The sequence below is a fragment of the Nocardia brasiliensis NBRC 14402 genome, from assembly GCF_000308475.2.
Taxonomy (GTDB): domain Bacteria; phylum Actinomycetota; class Actinomycetes; order Mycobacteriales; family Mycobacteriaceae; genus Nocardia; species Nocardia brasiliensis.
Genome location: NZ_BAFT02000080.1, coordinates 1 through 17,243, shown reverse-complemented (window position 1 = coordinate 17,243; position 17,243 = coordinate 1). Strand labels below are relative to the sequence as shown.

14 protein-coding genes and 1 pseudogene are annotated in these 17,243 nt (G+C 68.4%); 9 read left to right on the top strand and 6 right to left on the bottom strand.

The features are described 5' to 3' along the window. Positions 1 to 48 precede the first annotated feature (48 nt). The 7 genes and pseudogenes from TY25_RS29095 (at position 49) to TY25_RS29070 (ending at position 8,589) form a co-directional block, all read left to right on the top strand. Positions 49 to 1,518 (top strand): purine-cytosine permease family protein, encoded by a 1,470-nt coding sequence (locus TY25_RS29095; RefSeq protein ID WP_042261324.1) that lies wholly within the window; start codon positions 49 to 51, stop codon positions 1,516 to 1,518. 61 nt (positions 1,519 to 1,579) lie between these two features. Then, a complete protein-coding gene (locus tag TY25_RS29090; RefSeq protein ID WP_042261323.1) occupies positions 1,580 to 2,578 on the top strand; it encodes a nitrilase-related carbon-nitrogen hydrolase in 999 nt (332 codons plus the stop codon). Next, positions 2,575 to 3,603, top strand: coding sequence for an agmatine deiminase family protein (locus TY25_RS29085; RefSeq protein WP_042261322.1), 1,029 nt, complete (start codon positions 2,575 to 2,577; stop codon positions 3,601 to 3,603). The genes TY25_RS29090 and TY25_RS29085 overlap by 4 nt, the downstream gene beginning before the upstream one ends. A gap of 58 nt (positions 3,604 to 3,661) precedes the next feature. Continuing rightward, positions 3,662 to 4,258, top strand: a complete 597-nt coding sequence (locus tag TY25_RS29080) for a TetR/AcrR family transcriptional regulator (RefSeq protein ID WP_042261321.1) — start codon at positions 3,662 to 3,664, stop codon at positions 4,256 to 4,258. Between the two features lie 263 nt (positions 4,259 to 4,521). Beyond that, positions 4,522 to 6,837, top strand: a pseudogene (locus TY25_RS29075) (MMPL family transporter); the annotation flags it as partial. 27 nt (positions 6,838 to 6,864) lie between these two features. Next, entirely contained in the window at positions 6,865 to 7,701 is an 837-nt protein-coding gene (locus TY25_RS44795) for an MSCRAMM family protein (RefSeq protein ID WP_236639156.1), read from the top strand. Between the two features lie 147 nt (positions 7,702 to 7,848). After that, a complete protein-coding gene (locus TY25_RS29070) occupies positions 7,849 to 8,589 on the top strand; it encodes a hypothetical protein (protein ID WP_042261320.1) in 741 nt (246 codons plus the stop codon). A 24-nt stretch (positions 8,590 to 8,613) separates the two neighbouring features. Here TY25_RS29070 and TY25_RS29065 read toward each other — a convergent pair whose 3' ends face one another. Both TY25_RS29065 and TY25_RS29060 read right to left on the bottom strand, forming a co-directional pair. Continuing rightward, positions 8,614 to 9,834, bottom strand: a complete 1,221-nt coding sequence (locus TY25_RS29065) for an FAD-dependent monooxygenase (RefSeq protein WP_042261319.1) — start codon at positions 9,832 to 9,834, stop codon at positions 8,614 to 8,616. Between the two features lie 24 nt (positions 9,835 to 9,858). Then, a complete protein-coding gene (locus TY25_RS29060; RefSeq protein WP_042261378.1) occupies positions 9,859 to 11,289 on the bottom strand; it encodes an MFS transporter in 1,431 nt (476 codons plus the stop codon). A 121-nt stretch (positions 11,290 to 11,410) separates the two neighbouring features. Here TY25_RS29060 and TY25_RS29055 point away from each other — a divergent pair, with 121 nt between their 5' ends. Continuing rightward, entirely contained in the window at positions 11,411 to 11,974 is a 564-nt protein-coding gene (locus TY25_RS29055) for a TetR/AcrR family transcriptional regulator (RefSeq protein ID WP_042261318.1), read from the top strand. A 122-nt stretch (positions 11,975 to 12,096) separates the two neighbouring features. Beyond that, complete coding sequence (locus tag TY25_RS29050) at positions 12,097 to 13,335, top strand: glycosyltransferase (protein ID WP_226887316.1); 1,239 nt, start codon at positions 12,097 to 12,099, stop codon at positions 13,333 to 13,335. Positions 13,336 to 13,372: 37 nt separating this feature from the next. On the opposite strand, the gene TY25_RS29045 is transcribed toward TY25_RS29050, so the two are convergent. From TY25_RS29045 to TY25_RS29030, 4 genes are all read right to left on the bottom strand, one after another. Then, the gene (locus TY25_RS29045) at positions 13,373 to 14,599 is read right to left on the bottom strand and encodes an FAD-dependent oxidoreductase (protein ID WP_042261317.1); all 1,227 of its coding nucleotides are present in this window, start codon (positions 14,597 to 14,599) and stop codon (positions 13,373 to 13,375) included. A 101-nt stretch (positions 14,600 to 14,700) separates the two neighbouring features. Next, positions 14,701 to 15,339: a TetR/AcrR family transcriptional regulator gene (locus TY25_RS40850; protein WP_146153965.1), complete on the bottom strand. Its 639-nt coding sequence runs from the start codon at positions 15,337 to 15,339 to the stop codon at positions 14,701 to 14,703. A gap of 75 nt (positions 15,340 to 15,414) precedes the next feature. Further along, positions 15,415 to 15,741, bottom strand: a complete 327-nt coding sequence (locus tag TY25_RS29035; RefSeq protein WP_226887484.1) for a nuclear transport factor 2 family protein — start codon at positions 15,739 to 15,741, stop codon at positions 15,415 to 15,417. 1 nt (position 15,742) lies between these two features. Beyond that, positions 15,743 to 17,158, bottom strand: a complete 1,416-nt coding sequence (locus TY25_RS29030) for an aldehyde dehydrogenase family protein (RefSeq protein ID WP_042261314.1) — start codon at positions 17,156 to 17,158, stop codon at positions 15,743 to 15,745. Between the last annotated feature and the right edge of the window lie 85 nt (positions 17,159 to 17,243).

Here is a 17,243-nt window from a genome sequence, read left to right as displayed (position 1 = left end):
CAGCGCCCCGCTATTGACTGAATATTCAGTTGAGAATACCGTCACCTCATGAAAGAGCATGTGGACCCGACCAGTGATCGGGTCGGCCGGATCGAACAAGCCGGCGTGGAATATCTGCCGGAGGCGGCCCGGGATTCGTCGCCGTGGAATGTGGCCGCGGTATTCCTGGGCAGCGGATTCACCTGGACCGCGGTGATCTACGGCTGGGTGGCGATTCAACTCGGACTGTCGTTCTGGCAGGCGCTGCCCGCGCTTCTGGTCGGCGGTCTGATCGGTGCCCTGGTCGTGCTACCGACCGCGCTGATCGGCCCGCGCACGGGAACCAACATGACGGTCGCGAGCGGTGCGGAGTTCGGTATCCGCGGGCGCTTCATCGGTTCCGGGCTGGCCTTGGCGACCGCGGTCGTCTTCGGCGCGATCACCGTGTGGACCAGCGGTGACGCCCTTGTCGCGGCCGGCGCCCGGTTGCTCGGGACGCCCGACGCCGGTTGGGTGCGCGGCCTCGCCTACGGCGTGATCGGCGCCGCGATGGTCGCGATCGCCCTGTTCGGGCACGCCACTATCGTTGCGGCACAGAAGATTATCGTCCCGGTAGTCGGGCTGCTGATGCTCGCGGGGGTCTTCGCCTTCGCGGGCCGGTTCGACGCGGACGCGGCGCCGGGGGAGTACGCCCTCGGCGGATTCGTGCAGACCTGGGTGGTGGCCGTGGTGATCTCGGCGTCCGGGCCGATCTCGTATGCGACCACCATCGGCGACTACACCCGCCGGGTATCGCATCGGCGGCACAGCGACCGCCGGATCGCGGGAGCGCTCGGTCTCGGCCTGTACTTCGGCGGCATCCTTCCGGCGACGTTCGGTGCGTTCACCGCATCGACCCTCGCGAGCAACACCGGCTCCTACACCACCGACCTGGTCGCCGCGGCGCCGCTGTGGTTCACCTTCGCGATCGTGGTGATCTCGATTCTCGGCGGGCTGGGCCAGGGCGTGCTGTGCATCTACGGGAGCGGCCTGGACCTGGAAGGGGTGTTCCCGCGATTGCTGCGCGTGCAGACCACGATGATGACCGCGGCCCTGGTCGTCGTGCTGCTCTACGTCGGCGTCTTCGTCTTAGACGCAGTGGATTCGGTGAGTGCGGTCGCGGTCATTCTGAACGCCGTGGTCACGCCCTGGGTGGTGATCATGGTGATCGGCGCGCTGCGCCGGCGCGTGCCCGGCTACGACGTCGTGGATCTGCAAACCTTCGCGCAGGGCCGCACCGGCGGTCGATACTGGTACACCGGCGGCTGGCAGCTCGGTGCGGTGGTGGCGTGGGCCGCGGGCGCGATCGTCGGTGTGCTGGCGATCCACACCACGGTGTACACGGGTCCGATCGCTTCGATAGCGGACGGGATCGATATCAGCATGATCGGTTCCGGACTGGTCGCCGCGGCGGTCTACCTTGTCGCCTCGCGAGTTCGGGCCACCTCGGCCGCGTCGGTGCCGCTGCCACGGGCAGTGTCCGAGTTCAACGAGGCGTGAATTTCCGTCCCAGCAATCTTGACTGAATATTCAGTTATGCATCTCGAGAAGGCAGGTAGTAATGACCGAGCAGACCTTCGTGGTTACCACCGCACCGACACCGCCGCTGTCGCACGCGCGCGTCGCGCCGAGTGACCGGACACCGCTGCGTGTCGGACTTGTTCAGCACCAATGGGTTCCGGATGCGGAGGCGTTGCGCGCCACGCTGTACGACGGTATCGGCCTGGCCGCCGCCGAGGGCGCGCGTGCGGTGTTCCTTCCGGAACTGACGCTGTCCCGCTATCCCGCCGACGTGCGAGCGGCGGCGAATCCCGGCGCGGCGGCCGAGGACCTGCGGACCGGGCCGACGTTCACCTTCGCCGCCGGCGCGGCCCGCGCGCACGGCGTTGCGGTGCACGCCTCGCTGTACGAAAAAGACACGGGCACAGATGGACTCGGGTACAACACGGCGATTCTGGTCTCGCCCGGCGGGGAGCTGATCGGCCGGACCCGTAAGTTGCACATCCCGATCAGCGACGGCTACTACGAAGACACCTACTTCCGGCCCGGCCCCGCCGAGGACGCCTATCCGATCTATCGGCCCGCCGCGCTGGACGGTGCCGCCATCGGCCTGCCGACCTGTTGGGACCAATGGTTTCCCGAGCTGGCCCGGATGTATTCGCTCGGTGGCGCGGAAATCCTGGTGTACCCCACCGCGATCGGGTCCGAGCCCTCGTTCCCGGGCTTCGACACCCAGCCGCTGTGGCAGCAGGTCATCATCGGAAACGCCATCACCGCGGCCACTTTCATGATCGTGCCGAATCGGTACGGCGACGAGGGCGGTGTCACCTTCTACGGCTCTTCGTTCATCGCCGACCCATATGGCCGGGTGCTCGCACAAGCGCCGCGCGACCGCGCCGCCGTGCTGGTCGCCGACCTGGACCTGGATCAGCGCAAGGACTGGCTCGCCCTGTTCCCGTTCCTCACCACGCGCCGGCCCGATATCTACGACCGGCTCACCGCGCCGGTCGATCGGGACCACGCCTTCGGCGCGGACCAGGTCGGGAGCCGGGCGTCATGAGCTGGGTGATGCCGTCGGAAACGGCACCGCAGGAACGGATCTGGATGGCCTTTCCGCCCCTGGGCGCGAGCGTGTTCGCCACGGCAGAGTCCGCGCACGAGGCGCGCGAGGCCTGGGCGCGGGTGGCGCACGAGATTCTCGAGTTCGAGCCCGTCACGATGGTCGTCGACCCGCGTGATCGGCAGGCGGCTCGAAAGTATCTGTCGGACATGGTCGATGTGCTCGAAGCGCCGCTCGACGACGCCTGGATGCGCGATATCGGCCCGTCCTTCGTCCTCGACGCCGACAGCGGCAGGCTCGGCGCCGTCGACTGGACCTTCAATGGCTGGGGCAGACAGGAGTGGGCGAACTGGGCGCGCGACAGCGAGATCGGTGCGACGGTCGCCCGTGCGGCGGGCGCCGAAACGGTCGGCTCGAGGCTGGTCAACGAGGGCGGCGGTATCCAGGTCGACGGGCTGGGCACCGTATTGGTCACCGAGACGGTGCAACTCGATCCGATGCGCAATCCGGGGCTCGACAAGGCCGCAGTCGAAGCCGAATTGGCGCGCACCATCGGTGCGCGGCACGTCATCTGGCTGCCGCGCGGCCTGACCCGGGACAACGAACAGCACGGCACCCGCGGGCACGTCGATATCGTCGCCGCGATTCCCGCACCCGGAACCTTGCTGGTGCATGCCCAGCACGACACCGCGCACCCGGACTGGGCGGTGACCCGCGAGCTGCTGGCACTGCTGCCGGACACCACCGATGCCGACGGCCGAGCCTGGGAGGTCGTCGAACTCCCTGCCCCGCAGGTGCTCCGCGACCGCGAAGGCTGGGTGGACTACAGCTATATCAACCACCTCGTCGTCAATGACGGCGTAATCGCCTGCGGCTTCGGCGATCCCAACGACGACGTGGCGCAGGGCATCCTCGCCGAGATGTATCCGGGCCGGCAGGTGCGCACGGTCGATGCCCGGGAGTTCTTCGCCCGCGGTGGCGGCATCCACTGCATCACCCAGCAGCAGCCGAGGGTGCTCGACTGAAAGTTCAGTTGGACTATGGTGGTTCGGGAACCGGAGCCGACCGACTGGAGCAACTGCGATGGCGAGCCGACGCGAAGCGATCCTGCGGGCGAGTGCCAAGGCGATCGCCGAGCGGGGTGTGCGGGGGCTGCGCGTACACGATGTCGCCGAGGTCGCGGGCGTCTCGCCCGGCCTGCTCTACTACTACTTCAAGGATCGGGACGGCCTGCTCGCCGCCGCGCTGACCTATATCAACGACCGGGCCCGCGAATCCGGCACCGCCAGTGAGGTATCGGATTCCCCGCTGGACCGGCTGCACGCGCACGCGCTCGCCGACATCCAGGACGAGCCCGAGGTGTTCGAGAACGCGTTGGTCTGGCACGAATTACGGGCGTCGGCGGTCTTCGAAACGCCGCTGCGGGCACCGCTGGCCACGACCTCGCGGCAATGGGACGCGGAGATCGCCGACGCGATCAGGCTGGCGCAGGCGGCGGGGGATGTGCCGCAGTCCGTGGATCCGAAAGCCATGGGGCTCATCGTCACCGCGCTGACCGACGGCCTGTCCGCGCGCTGGCTCTCCGGCGAACTCAGCACCGAGCAGGCGCGCGCGCACCTGTCGATCGCGCTGAAAGCCCTCCTCCCCGCGACGAATCGAGCGTCCGCGGACCGGCCGTGACGCGAGGCGGTGGCCGCCGCGCCAGGAAACTATGACACGCCGGGACTTTTCGACTGAATAGACCGAAATGCTGACATCGGCGATGAGATCTGATAAAACATCGGCCGTACTAGAGGTTGCTCCTCCGCTTACGTCCATGCCACGCCTACCGTGCGGTAGGTAGAAGGACGGCGCGGGGAGCTGTTCGCATGCAAGCGGGCCGCGAAGGTGCTGTACGGGCCCTGATCTCAGCACAACCCGGTTACCTCGAGGAGAGCCCGTTCGTGTCCGTATACCTCTATAAATGGGGAAAGTTCGCCTTCCGCCGCAAGTGGATCGTGCTGCCGCTATGGCTGGTACTCCTCGGTGCGCTCGGCGCCGGTTCGCACCTGCTGAGCAAGTCGATGAGCGACGAGTTCAGCATGCCGGCGCTGCCGTCGGAACGCGCGACCGAGATTCTGGACAAGCAGTTTCCGGGCATGTCCGCGCAGTTCGGCATCGACGCGGTCAGCGGTACCTACGTGCTCGCGGCGCCCGCCGGGACGAAGCTGACCGACAAGGACAACAGTGCCGCCATCGACGCGCTGATCACCGATCTGCGGGCGCTGGTGGTCGGGGACGACCGGCACCGGCTCGTCGCCGAAAAGGCCGGGGCGGCTTTGCAGAACCCGGTCGCGGCCACCCAGGCGATGGGCTGTCTGACCACCGCCGACCCCGCGGCATGCGCGGGCGCTCCGCTCAATGTGCTGAGCAAGGACGCTCCGGCGACTGTCGCAGTGCTCACGGTGCCGTTCGACATCGCCTCCTCGATGGACATCACCGACGAGCAGCGGCAGCTTGCCTACACCGTGGCCGACCCGGCCCGGGCGCGCGGATTGGTGGTCGAACTCGGCGGGTCCATCGCCCGCGAACAGGAACAGCCCAGTGGGCAGGCCGAGCTGATCGGCATGGGGGTGGCGCTGGTCGTCATGGTGATCGCGTTCGGCGCCATCATGGCGGCTTTCGTGCCGATCGTCACCGCCATAGTCGGCCTTGGCGCCGCGATGCTGGTGATCTCGCTGAGCACCGCGGTCGTCGAGGTGCCGAGTTTCACGACGTTCCTGGCATCGATGATCGGTATCGCGCTGTCGATCGACTATGCGCTGTTCATCGTCTCCCGGTACAAGCACGAATTACGCGTCGCGGCGAATCCGGAAGAAGCGGCGGGCATTTCGGTGGGTACGGCCGGATCGGCGGTGGTGTTCGCCGGGCTCACCGTCATCGTTGCGCTGGGCGCGCTGAGCATCGTCGGGGTGAACTTCCTGACGTTCATGGGTCTCGGCGGTGCCGTGGCCGCGTTCTTCGCCGTCCTCACCGCGATCACGCTGATGCCCGCGCTGCTCGGCGCTTTCGGGCGTTTCCTGTTCAAGCCGAAGCTGCCGCTGGTCGCGCGACACGACCCTGAGGACGACACCTCCGTCACCAACGGCATGCGGGTCGGCCGACTGATCGGCAAGCGGCCGTGGCTCGCGCTGATCGTCGCGGTGGCCGCGTTGGCGGCGCTCGCGATGCCCGCGCTCCAGTTGCAGTTGGGCTTGCCCGGCGAGGACAGCCTGCCCACCGAGTCCACGGCTCGGCAGGCCTACGATATCCGGACCAACGGCTTCGGCGAGGGGAGCAACGGCGTTCTCACTGTGGCCGCCGACCTGGAGCAGGTGCCGGAAGGCGAGCGCAAGGCCGCGGTCACCGCGCTGCGCGACCGGCTCGCGGAGTTCCCCGAGATGGATTACGTCACCACACCGCAATTCAGCGCGAACGGGCTGGGTGCGATGCTGAGCGGGGTGCCGAAATCGGGTCCGAACGATCAGGACACCAAGGATCTGGTGCGTGATGCGCGCGCCGCCGAAGGCGAACTGAGCGAGCGCTACGGCATCCGATACGGCATCACCGGCACCACCGCCATCTACGCCGACATGGACCACGTCCTGCTCGGCAAGATCGTGCCCTACCTGGCGATCGTCGCGGGGGCGGCGTTCGTGCTGCTGATCCTGGTGTTCCGGTCCATCCTGGTCCCGCTCACCGCGGCGCTCGGCTTCCTGCTCTCGATGGCGGCCACCTTCGGCGCCACCGTCCTGATCTTCCAGGAGGGCACCTTCGGCCTGATCGCCGATCCGCAGCCGATCGTCAGCTTCCTGCCGATCATGTTGATCGGCTTGGTATTCGGCCTCGCCATGGACTACCAGGTGTTCCTGGTGACCCGCATGCGCGAGGAATTCGTGCACGGCAAGTCGCCGCGCGACGCCATGATCGCCGGGTACCACCACGGCGCGCGCGTGGTCACCTCGGCGGCGATCATCATGATCTCTGTCTTCGGTTCCTTCCTGCTGGAAACCGACGTGACCGCGAAATCCATGGGATTCGCGCTCGCGGCCGGCGTCGCCATCGACGCCTTCGTGGTGCGCATGGTGCTGGTGCCGGCCCTGCTGGCGATCATGGGAAAGGCGTCGTGGTGGATGCCGAAGTGGCTCGACCGCATCCTGCCCGACATCGATGTCGAGGGGGCGAAGCTGCGCGCGTTGCCGCGCAAGCGGTCCGGTGCGGCCGAGCTCGAGCCGGTCGGGGCCGAACCGGCGCCTGCCCTCGTCGCGGTGAATACCGTTGCGGTGCAGCAACTGCCGGACGTGGAAAGTGGACAGTTCGTCGCGTCGAGCGGGCGCACGATCTTCGGGCGGGTGTGCCGCGACGACGGGTATCCGGTGCCGGACGCGGCCCTGACTCTGATCGACCAACGTGGACAACAGGTTTCGCGGGCGTCGGCGGATGGCGACGGCAACTACGCGATCGAGCCGCCCGCGCCGGGCGGGTACGTCCTGATCGTCTCCGCGAATCGGCATCAACCCGCCGCCGTGAATGTCACTGTCGCCGAGGGCGGTGCGCACCACGTCGACGTCACGCTGCAGGGGTCCGGCGAACTGTCCGGTGTGGTGCGCACCGCCGCTCGCGAGCCGGTGGCGCAGGCCACGATCACCGTGACCGACCTGCGCGGCGAGGTGGTCGGGGTGGCGGTCAGCGCGGCGGACGGCGGCTACGCCTGCAAGGGCGTGCTGGCCGGAACCTACACGCTGGTGGCGGTCGCCGCTCGGATGCGGCCCACCGCGACGACGCTGACCGTACCCGAGAGCGGCCGTTTGCGTTTCGACGTCGAACTCGCGCCGATGGCGATGCTGTGGGGCACGGTGCGCGCGAACGGCCGCGCGGTGTACGACGCCCGGATCACCGTGCTCGACTGGTCCGGCACGATTGTCGGCACCGCCCACACCGACGAGGACGGCCGCTACGCGGTGGCCGACCTGCCGGAGGGCGACTACACCGTCGAGGCCCGGGGCTACCCGCTGGTGACCGGTCAGGTCACCATCACCGGCAGCCAGGTCGACCACGACGTCCGCCTGGGCTTCGACATCGATGAACACGCGGAAATGTCCTGAGCCACGGCCTTTTCGGTTCGTAACGAGCACGGCGGACCCCGCGCTCGTGGTTGCAGTGCCCCTGAAACCGTGGGCGCGCCCCTGGGCGGGTCAACTCCTACGATGTGAGGTTCGGAGTGCAGGGGCGACAGAGGTGGGGAACGCGCGGTGACCGAGGTGCTCGTCGGTGTGGCGTTGCACGACACCGTGATCGCCGCGCTGCGGGAGGCGTGGACGCAGGCACGGCCGCACCCGGTGGATACGCGTGAGCTGCTCGTCGCGCTGATGCGCGCGGACATGTCCACCGGTTGGTCGCGGATCTGGTTGGACGTCGGTGACATTGCGGCGATCACGCGCAAACTCGTCCTGGACCCGGCCCGCGGCGGCACCGCGACGTGGTCGAACGTCGAACTCACGGATACCTGTGCCACCGCTCTCGGCGTCGCTTGGCGGTTGGCCTACCGATATCACCTGTGGCCGATTCCGGTCGGTGTCGTCGCGCTCGGCCTGGTCGCCGACGACGGTGCGGCCGCCGCACAGGCGCTCCGAGATCGCCTGTCGCGCAGCGAGATGCTGGAGCTGCTCCAATCCGAGGTGCTGCGGATCCAACTGGGCACGCTCGACCGGATACTTCCGGCACTGCTGACCGAGTCGCGCTATCCGGTGCCGGTCCCGAATTCGCCACCGCCGGTTCGAGTGCCGCCCCCGCCCCCGTCGGTGCAGCGGCCACTGTCTCCGGCCCAAATCCGGCAGCAGAAGCGCAATCGCGTCATCATCCCGATCGCCTTGGTGCTGTTCGCGATCCTGGTTTTCATCATGACCATGAACCCTTACAACATCCTCGACGAGCCCGGCTCCAAACCTCCACCTCCGGTTACGGTCACGACCACGAGCGTCGTCGTCCGGTGAACGGCGCCGAAGACCGTGCGTCGCTCATCGAGGTGTGGTGATCGGTTGGCGGGGAAGGGGTTCGGGCAGGGTCAGGGCAGTATGCGCGGAGCGGGCGGTTTGCGGGGGCAAGGTGCTGAGGCCGCGGAGTCTGGTATTGCGTTTCGCCAGAGCTTCGGCGGTGGTGGGGAAGAGGGCGGCGTCGCCCGCGCCGACCAGGGCCTGGTTCTGTTCCACGAAACCGCGTAGGCCGCGCTCGTAAGCGGCGAAAGCCGCGGTGTGGTCGTGGTGGGCGGCCAGGGAGTGGGCGAGCATATAGGCGCCGACGAGAGCGAGGCTGGAACCTTGCCCGGTCAGGAACGACGGGGCGTGCGCGGCATCGCCGAGCAAGGCGTATCGCCCGCGAGTCCACCACGGCATACGCACCTGGCTCACCGTGTCGAAGAAGGCATCGGGCGCGTCGCGCAATGCCGCGACCATGGCCGGGACCTCCCATCCGTCGTTCGCGAAAGTGGCTGCGACGAGCTCACTCTGCGCCGCGGGGTCGCGCAGGACCGCGCTCGGCGGTATCGGGTGCGCGAAATTGAGGAAGGCGTGTAGTTCGTTGCTGTCTTCGACCGCGTAGAGCGCAGCACCGCGTCCCGGCGTGTTCCAGATGACCGCTTCGTGTGAGAGGCCGAATGTGTTGGGCATGGTGAAGATGGCGAAGCAGTAGCCCAGGTAGCGGTGGTACTGTTCCGCGGGCCCGAACACGAGTTCCCTTATCCGCGAATGTAATCCGTCGGCACCCAGGACCAGGTCGAAACTGCGCTGGACGCCGCTGCAGAAGGTGACGTCGACGCCGTGCCCCTGTTCGGTGAGCGTGGCGACGGAGTCGTCGAACACGAACTCCACGTCGTCACGGACCTTCGCGTACATGGCTTTCGACAGGTCTCCGCGTGAGACCTCGAGGTCACGCCCCCCGACCCCGCCGACCACCGCCTGCGGGTGCACCACCGCCGCGGTCGTCCCGTCGGCGTTGCGAAAGGTCAACCGGCGCGACTCGATATGCGCCCGCTGCAGCTGCGGCAGGATTCCCATCCGGCGCGCGACCTCCACCGCGGTGCCTCGCACGTCGATCGGGTATCCGCCGCTGCGCACTGCGGCCGACTTCTCCACCACGGTCACCGCGAACCCGTAGCGGTGCAGCCAGAACGCGACGACGAGACCGGCGATGCTCGCCCCGGACACCAGGACCGACGTTGTCGATGCGGTCTTACAGTTCATTGCTCAACTCCTGAATCGAGACGGTCACACGGGGCAGCGGGGGGTATTGCGGGCCAGGACGACAGACAGCACGGCGGCGATCACGAACGCGGCGGAAGCGAGGGCGATACAGCCGAATACACCGGTCGCCGAATTCACCGTCACGCCGTCGACGACCACGGTGGTCGAGTCGAGCACGGCCGCGCCCACGAAGTTCAGCACCACCGACCCGATCGAAACCATCACCATGACGAGGCTGGAAACGATGCCCTGCCGCTCGGTCGCGGCCAAGCTGCCCGCCATGTTGAACCCGGCCGTTCCGAGCGCGCCCACCGTGACGCCCAGCAAGAAGGCGAAGCACAGCGCGGCGGCCAATTGCGAAGCGCCGAGGAACATTCCGAAGGTCACCGCCGTGCCGAGCACGATGGCTCCGGCCAAGGTCGACGCCGGCCCGATGCGCGCGGCAAGCCATCCGGCTCCCGGACCGCCGAGCATCACGCCGAGTCCCGGCGCCGCGAGCAGCAGCGCCACCGATCCCTGGTCGGCCAGTCCGTACCCGAGGTGCTGATCCGCCGAGACGTCACCGATGAGCGGGATGAGCTGAAGCATGCTCTGGTACGAACCGGCGCCGAGGAAGACGACGAGCAGCGTGAGTACCAAGGGGCCGTTGAGATCCCGGATGTCGATGAGGGGATCGGGCTTTCGATTCGCGACCAGGAACCAGCGGACCAGCGCCGCGCCGCCGCCGCAGAGCAACGCCAGCGGGCCGACGGCGAGCCAGCCGAGATCCGAGCCGAGGCTGATGTAGCTGAGCACCCCGGCGAGACCGCCGCCGAGCAGCAGCGCGCCGCCGATGTCGATCCTGCCGGGTGTCTTGACCAGGGATTCGGGCACGATTCCGCGCACGAAGGTCGCCATCGCCACCGCGACGAAAGCCGAGACGAGGAAAAGGATTTGGAAGCCGTGACGCACGGCCAGTTGCTCGATGAGGAACCGGGACGCGATGTTGAGCACCGCCGACCCGGAGGTCACGATGCCCACGATGATCATCCCGATCCGGGGCGCGCAGACACTGCGAACGATCGCGACGGAGAGGAACACCGCCGCCAGCGACGCCCCCTGTAGCATGCGTCCCGGCACGAAGATCCAGATGGTGGGGGCTACGGCGCATACGAGCGCGCCCACCCCGCTGACGAGCAGCGTCAGCACGAGGACGGTGCGTTTGCCGTAGATATCGGCGCTCTTGCCGAGCAGCGGCGCCCACATCACGCCGGCCAGCATCGCGGTGGCGTTGAGCCACGCCGCCTGGTGGGTATCGAAATGGTCGAGCATCTCCGGCAGGACGAGCAGCGGAGCGGTGATGGCCGAATCGACCACGAAATTCACCAGGGCCAGTACCGCCACCAAGCCGATGAGCTGCGCGTTCCAGCTCGAGTGCAGTCCGGTGCCGGTACTTCCGGACACGCTCCGGTGCATCAGGGACTCCTTGATACGGGCGCGCATCAGAGCGACGCGCACGCAAGTAAGATACGAGCAGGTTTCTTAATTTCGAGAGTAGGCTACGCGATAAGAAACGTCAAAGGATCTAAGGAGTGCGGTGTTACGACGGCGCGGCGAGGCGCTCGAGGCGGCCATCCTCGAGGCGGCGTGGGACGAGTTGAGCGAGCGAGGCTACGCGAACCTGACCATCGATGCCGTTGCTCGGCGCGCGGGCACGAGTAAGCCGGTGCTGTACCGGCGCTGGGCTGACAAACAGCAGCTGGTCGAGGCGGCGGTGGTGCGCCGCAATGTGATTCAGCTGGCAGCTCCGGCGGATACCGGGTCACTGCGCGGTGATCTGATCGCCACGCTCACTGCGGCGAGCGAAAAAGGACCGTTTCTGGCGCAGCTGAGCCTGCTGCTCGCGGAGTACTTCGCGGAGACCGAATCCAGTTTCGCCGAACTGCGCGAGATGATCGTCGCTGGTCGCCGCTCGGGGCGCGATGAGATCATGCAGCGGGCGATCGAGCGGGGCGAGCTCGATCCCGCCAAGCTCACGCCGCGCATCGCCGCATTACCTTTCGACCTGCTCCGCGCCGAGGCGATGATGACGCTGCGACCGGTCGCGCCGGAGGTGATTGAGGAGATCGTCGACACGATCTTCCTACCGCTGGTCCGCTAGCTCGTGCGCCGACGGCGCAGACACTCAACCCCTCCCTCTTCAACATATATCGCACCGGGGGGCTTGCGGCAAGGCCCGGGTGGTGTCGCAGAATAACCGGCCGGAAGTCATAACCTGCAGAAATGGGGTATCGCGAAGTGCGTGTGCTGTTGACGACGTGGGGATCGCGCGGGGATGTCGAACCGCTGGCGGGGCTGGCGGTCGCGTTGCGGGAACTGGGTGCGCAGGCGCGGGTGTGCGCGCCGCCGGACGACGAGTTCGCCCGATTGCTGGAGCGGGCGGGCGTGCCGCTGGTGCCGCTCGGTCCGACGGTGCACTCGATCGTCGCCAACCCGAAACCGCCGACCGCGCAGGACGCGTTCCAGCTCGCTCCCGCGTTGGTCGCGGCCCGGTTCGAAACGCTGATGACGGCCGGCGAAGGCTGCGACGCCTTGCTGGCGACCGGGCTGATGCCCGCAGGCGCCCGCGACGTGGCCGAAAAGCTGGGCATGCCTTATGTTCTCGCGTGCTTCCATACCCTGGGCTTGCCGTCGCAGCACTTCCCGCCGGGGCGGCGGCCGGGCACGCCGTCGCCGGACGGGGAGACCGACAACCGGGTGCTGTGGCGGCAGGACGCCGAGCGGGTGAACGCCCTGTACGGGGACGCGCTCAACAAGCACCGGGCGGCTATCGGCCTGCCGCCGGTCGACAACGTCCGCGACTACGTGTTCACCGACCGGCCGTGGCTCGCGGCCGACGAGACGCTGTGCCCGGCCGCCGGAAAAATCGACCTCGACGTGGTGCAGACCGGCGCGTGGATCCTGCCGGACCACCGCCCGCTCCCGGACGAACTGGAAGCTTTCCTGAATGCCGGTGCGCCACCGGTATATGTGGGCTTCGGCAGTATGGCGTCCTACACCGCGACGGATATCGCCCGGGTCGCTATCGAGGCGGTCCGCGCGCAGGGCCGTCGAGTCCTGCTGGCTCGTGGCTGGGCGCAGCTCGCGCCGATCGACGACGACGCCGACTGCTTCGTCGTCGGCGACGTCAACCAGCAAGCCCTGTTCCCTCGGGTGGCGGCTGTTGTCCACCACGGCGGCGCGGGTACCACCACGACGGCCGCCCGCGCGGGCGCGCCCCAGGTGATCGTGCCGCACATCGCCGACCAGCCGTTCTGGGCCGCCCGGATCGCCGAGCTGGGAATCGGTGCGGCGCACCAGGGTTCGACTCCTACCGTCGACTCCCTGTCCGCCGCTCTTGCCACGGCCCTGACCTCCGATACCCGCAGCCGAGCCGAATCCGTCGCCCGAGACGTCCGCGGTGACGGTGCCACGGTCGCCGCGAAGATGCTCCTCGACCTGGCGGCCGGGAACAGTCGGTAGTAGGCCGGATCGAACCGGCGGGCGCAACGGCGCGCGTTCAATAGATCGAGGTCGCGCCGGGGCGCATGCCCAGCCGCCCCATCGGCGGGACCATCGCCAGCCACGCGCCGGCCAGCGGGAAGTGGGGTGCTGTCCGGCCGGCGAGCTCGCGGGTGACGAAGGTGATCGGATCGCGGGCCCGCATCAACCGGAGGGCGGCGGCCGCGGCGTCGCGGTTGTAGCGTCCCGCTGCGCGGCGGTCGTCCGCGCAGGCGTCGATGTGTGCCGCTGCGGCCGTGCTGTCCTCCGCCGCAAGGGCTTTCGCGATGGCGGTCGCCGCGTCGGTCGCATCGACCACGCCGGAGTTCAAGCCGCGGCCGCCGCCGAACGGTGCGAACAGATGCGCTGCCTCGCCCGCGAGCAGGATGCGGCGCCGCGGGTCGGTGTAGGTTTCGGCGACCACCTGCTGGAAACGGTAGGTGGAAATCCAGCGGATGTGGCCGGCGTACCAGGGGTCGAGGATTTTCGGCAGCCACTCGCGCACGCCCGCCGGACTGGCCAGATGTGCGACATCGTCGCCGCGCCTGCACTGCAGGTCGACACGCATGCCACCGCGGAAGGGCATGTGCATGACATTGCGGCCGCCCAGTTCCGGTGTGCGGTAATGGAACAACGCAGGTTTCGACGCCGTGGATCCGTCGGGCAGTTCGGTGACGTCGACGATGATGAACGGCACATCGTCGGTGTGGCCGCACATGCGTAGCCCGAGGCTCTTACGAACCGCGGAGCGTGCTCCGTCGGCGGCTATCGCATAGGGCGTGCGCACTTTCGTGCCGTTCGCCAGGGTCAGGGTGACACCGGAGGCGTCGGTCTGCACGTCGCGGACCTTTGCGTCCCAGCGGAATTCGACGCCGTGCGCCACGCATTCGGCGTACAGGATCGCCTCGGTCTCGGTCTGCGGCAGGCTCGTACCCCGGGTCATGGCGGGCAGGACGGGGGAATGGAAGTCGAAGATGCGCCGCCCGGCGTAGTAGCAGTCACCGCCGCGCACCTGAATCCCGGCGTCGCCGATCCGTTCGCCCAGGCCGGGCAGTATCTCGCTGAATCGGCCCAGCGTCCACGGCATCAGGAAGATCGCCCGGCTGCCGGGCCGGGGACGACCCTGCGCTTCGCCCTCCAATACGAGCACTTCCAAGCCGAGGCGGCGCAGCGCCAGCGCGGCGGTCAAGCCGACCGGCCCCGCTCCTACGACGACGACCGGTGGTTGGCGATTCTCGTGCCCCATAGTCACTCCCACGCTAAGTACGGACCCGTACTTACGGTGACATAAGTACGGGTCCGTAACAAGAGGGGGATTGTGCAGAGCTGCCGGGTGGTTGCGCCGGTTCAGCCGACGGCGCGGCGGCCCGCGGCGAGGATCTCGACCGCGTGCGCCACGAAACGGCTCAACCGATCCGGCCCGTACTCTTCGGGATTCGTCACGGCCTGGCGGACGAAGTGCTCCCCGACGGCGAGCAGGGACTCGGCGAGCAGGTCGTCGTCCAGTCCGAGCACGCCACCCGCGCGCGCCCGGTCCCACGCGATGAGGCCGCGCAGATTGTCCAGTGCGACCTGACGCGCCTGTGCCGCATGGGCGCGCACCTCCGGCGGCGCGTCGTCGGCGGGCGTGAGCAGCAGCCGGACCCCGTCGGGGTACGCGGCCACCGCGTGCAGCATGTTGCGGGCTGCCGCCTCGAGGGTCGCGGCGAAGTCGGATTCCTCGGTGAATTCGGGCATCGCCGCGCCGAGCGCGTCGATCGCGCGCTGCCGCTCGCGTTCGAACAAGGCGGACAACAGCGGCCCGCGGCCGGGATAGGCGGCATAGACGCGCGGTTTGGCCAGCTCGGCGGCGCGCGCAACGGCCTCCATGGTGACTGCCGAATACCCCTGCCGGACAACCAGATCCAGCGCGGCGTCGAGTACCTGCGTGCGCCGCACCGCCAAATCCATCCGCGGTTGCCGGGGCTTTTTCGCTGCCTCGTTCATCGGCGCACCCGCCTTGTGCACCGCCGTGTCACCGCACCTTCACGACCGCCCGGCGACACCTCCATAAGCCGTACCCTAACGTAAGGCCTCGGGGAGGCCATGGGCCCAGCTGCGCTGTTGCCCGCGCTTGGCGATGCGCCAGCCGCCGGGCGTGCGAACGTATTCGTCGATGTACCACATGCCGAGCAAGGTCACCGCCGGATCGCCTTCCTCGACCGGCAGGAGCAGCGCGTTGTAGCACATGATCCGCCCGGTCGCCCGATCACCGTCGAGGTGGATCTCCGGGTTGCCCAGCAAATGCTGGGACGCCGAGATCGGCGCCATGCTCTGGCGGGCGCACCACCGACCCCAGCCCTCCGGGCCGTTCGTATCCCGCCGAGCGGCGGAACCGGTCGGACACAGTTCAGCCGTTGATGATCTGGGGTGCGGCGACGGCTTTGAGGCCCTCCGTGCCGAATTCGAGGCCGTAGCCGGATTTCTTGGTGCCGCCGAAGGGGACTCGGGGGTCGAGTCCGCCGTGCGAGTTGATCCAGACGGTGCCTGCTTCGAGACGGGTGGCGATGGCGCGGGCGGTGGTGTTGTCGCTGGTCCAGACGGACGCGCCCAACCCGACGTCGAGGGCGTTGGCCATGGCGATGGCTTGTTCGACGTCGTCGTAGCGGATTATCGGGAGGGCAGGACCGAACTGCTCTTCGGACACCAGGGGGTTGTCGTTGTCGATATCGGCGACCAGGGTGAGCGGATAGAAGTTTCCGGGTGCGGCGGGATCGGGATCGCCACCGGTGAGCAGCGTCGCACCGGACCGGCGTGCCGCGTCGACGAGCCCTGCGACGATATCGAACTGCCTGCGATTCTGCAGCGGCCCCAGCACATTGGCTTCGTCGAGTCCCCGGCCCATCGGCATGGACGCCGCGACCTCGACGAGCGCCGCGCACACCTGCTCGTAGACATCGGTGTGCACGTAGAGCCGCTTCATGGCCGCGCAGGTCTGGCCGGTGTTGATGAACGCTCCCCAGAACAGATCCTGGGCGATCGCGCGCGGATCCACGTCCGGCAGCACGATACCCGCGTCGTTGCCGCCCAATTCGAGGGTCAGCCGCTTCACGGTATCGGCCGAACCCTTGATGACGGCCTGCCCCGTGCGGGTGGAGCCGGTGAACATCACCTTGTCGATCTCGGGGTGGCTCGCGAGCCGGGCGCCCAGCTCGCCCGCCCCCGCCACCGCCCGCAGAATGTCTTGCGGCAGCGCGCTGTTGAGCACCTCGACGAGCGCGAGCACACTCAACGGCGTGTACTCGGAGGGCTTGACCACGGCGGTGTTGCCCATGCGCAGGGCGGGCGCGACCTGCCAGACGGTGATCATCATCGGCCAGTTCCACGGGCCGATGGCACCCACCACCCCGAGCGGCCGGTAACGCAGTTCCGCGTGCGCGGTATCGTCGTCGACCACGGTTTCGCCGGGCAGCGGCGTGGTCGCCGCGGAACGCAGCCATGCGGCGCAGGCGCCCACCTCGAAGCGGGCGTTGGGCCCGTTGAGCGGTTTGCCCTGTTCCCGCGAAAGCAGTTCTGCGAGTGGCTCGCTCGCGGCGTCGATCGCGTCGGCCGCGCGTAAGAGGAGCGCAACGCGCTCCTCGTCGGTGCGCGCCGCCCACTCGGGCTGCGCGGCGCGGGCCCGGCCGATGGCCGCGTCGAGTGCGGTGACGGGTTCGAAGCGGACCCGGCCGACCTCCGCACCCGTCGCGGGATCCGAGATCACCCGGCCGTCGGGGTCGGTGACGGTCGCGAGGAGCTTCTCGTAAGTGACTGTCGGAGAGGTCATTGCGCAATCCTTCGGTGTCGGTCGGGCTCGTCGCGTGGCGAGCCGATGAATCGGTGGGCCAGCGCCTCCGACCCCGCGGGCGAGC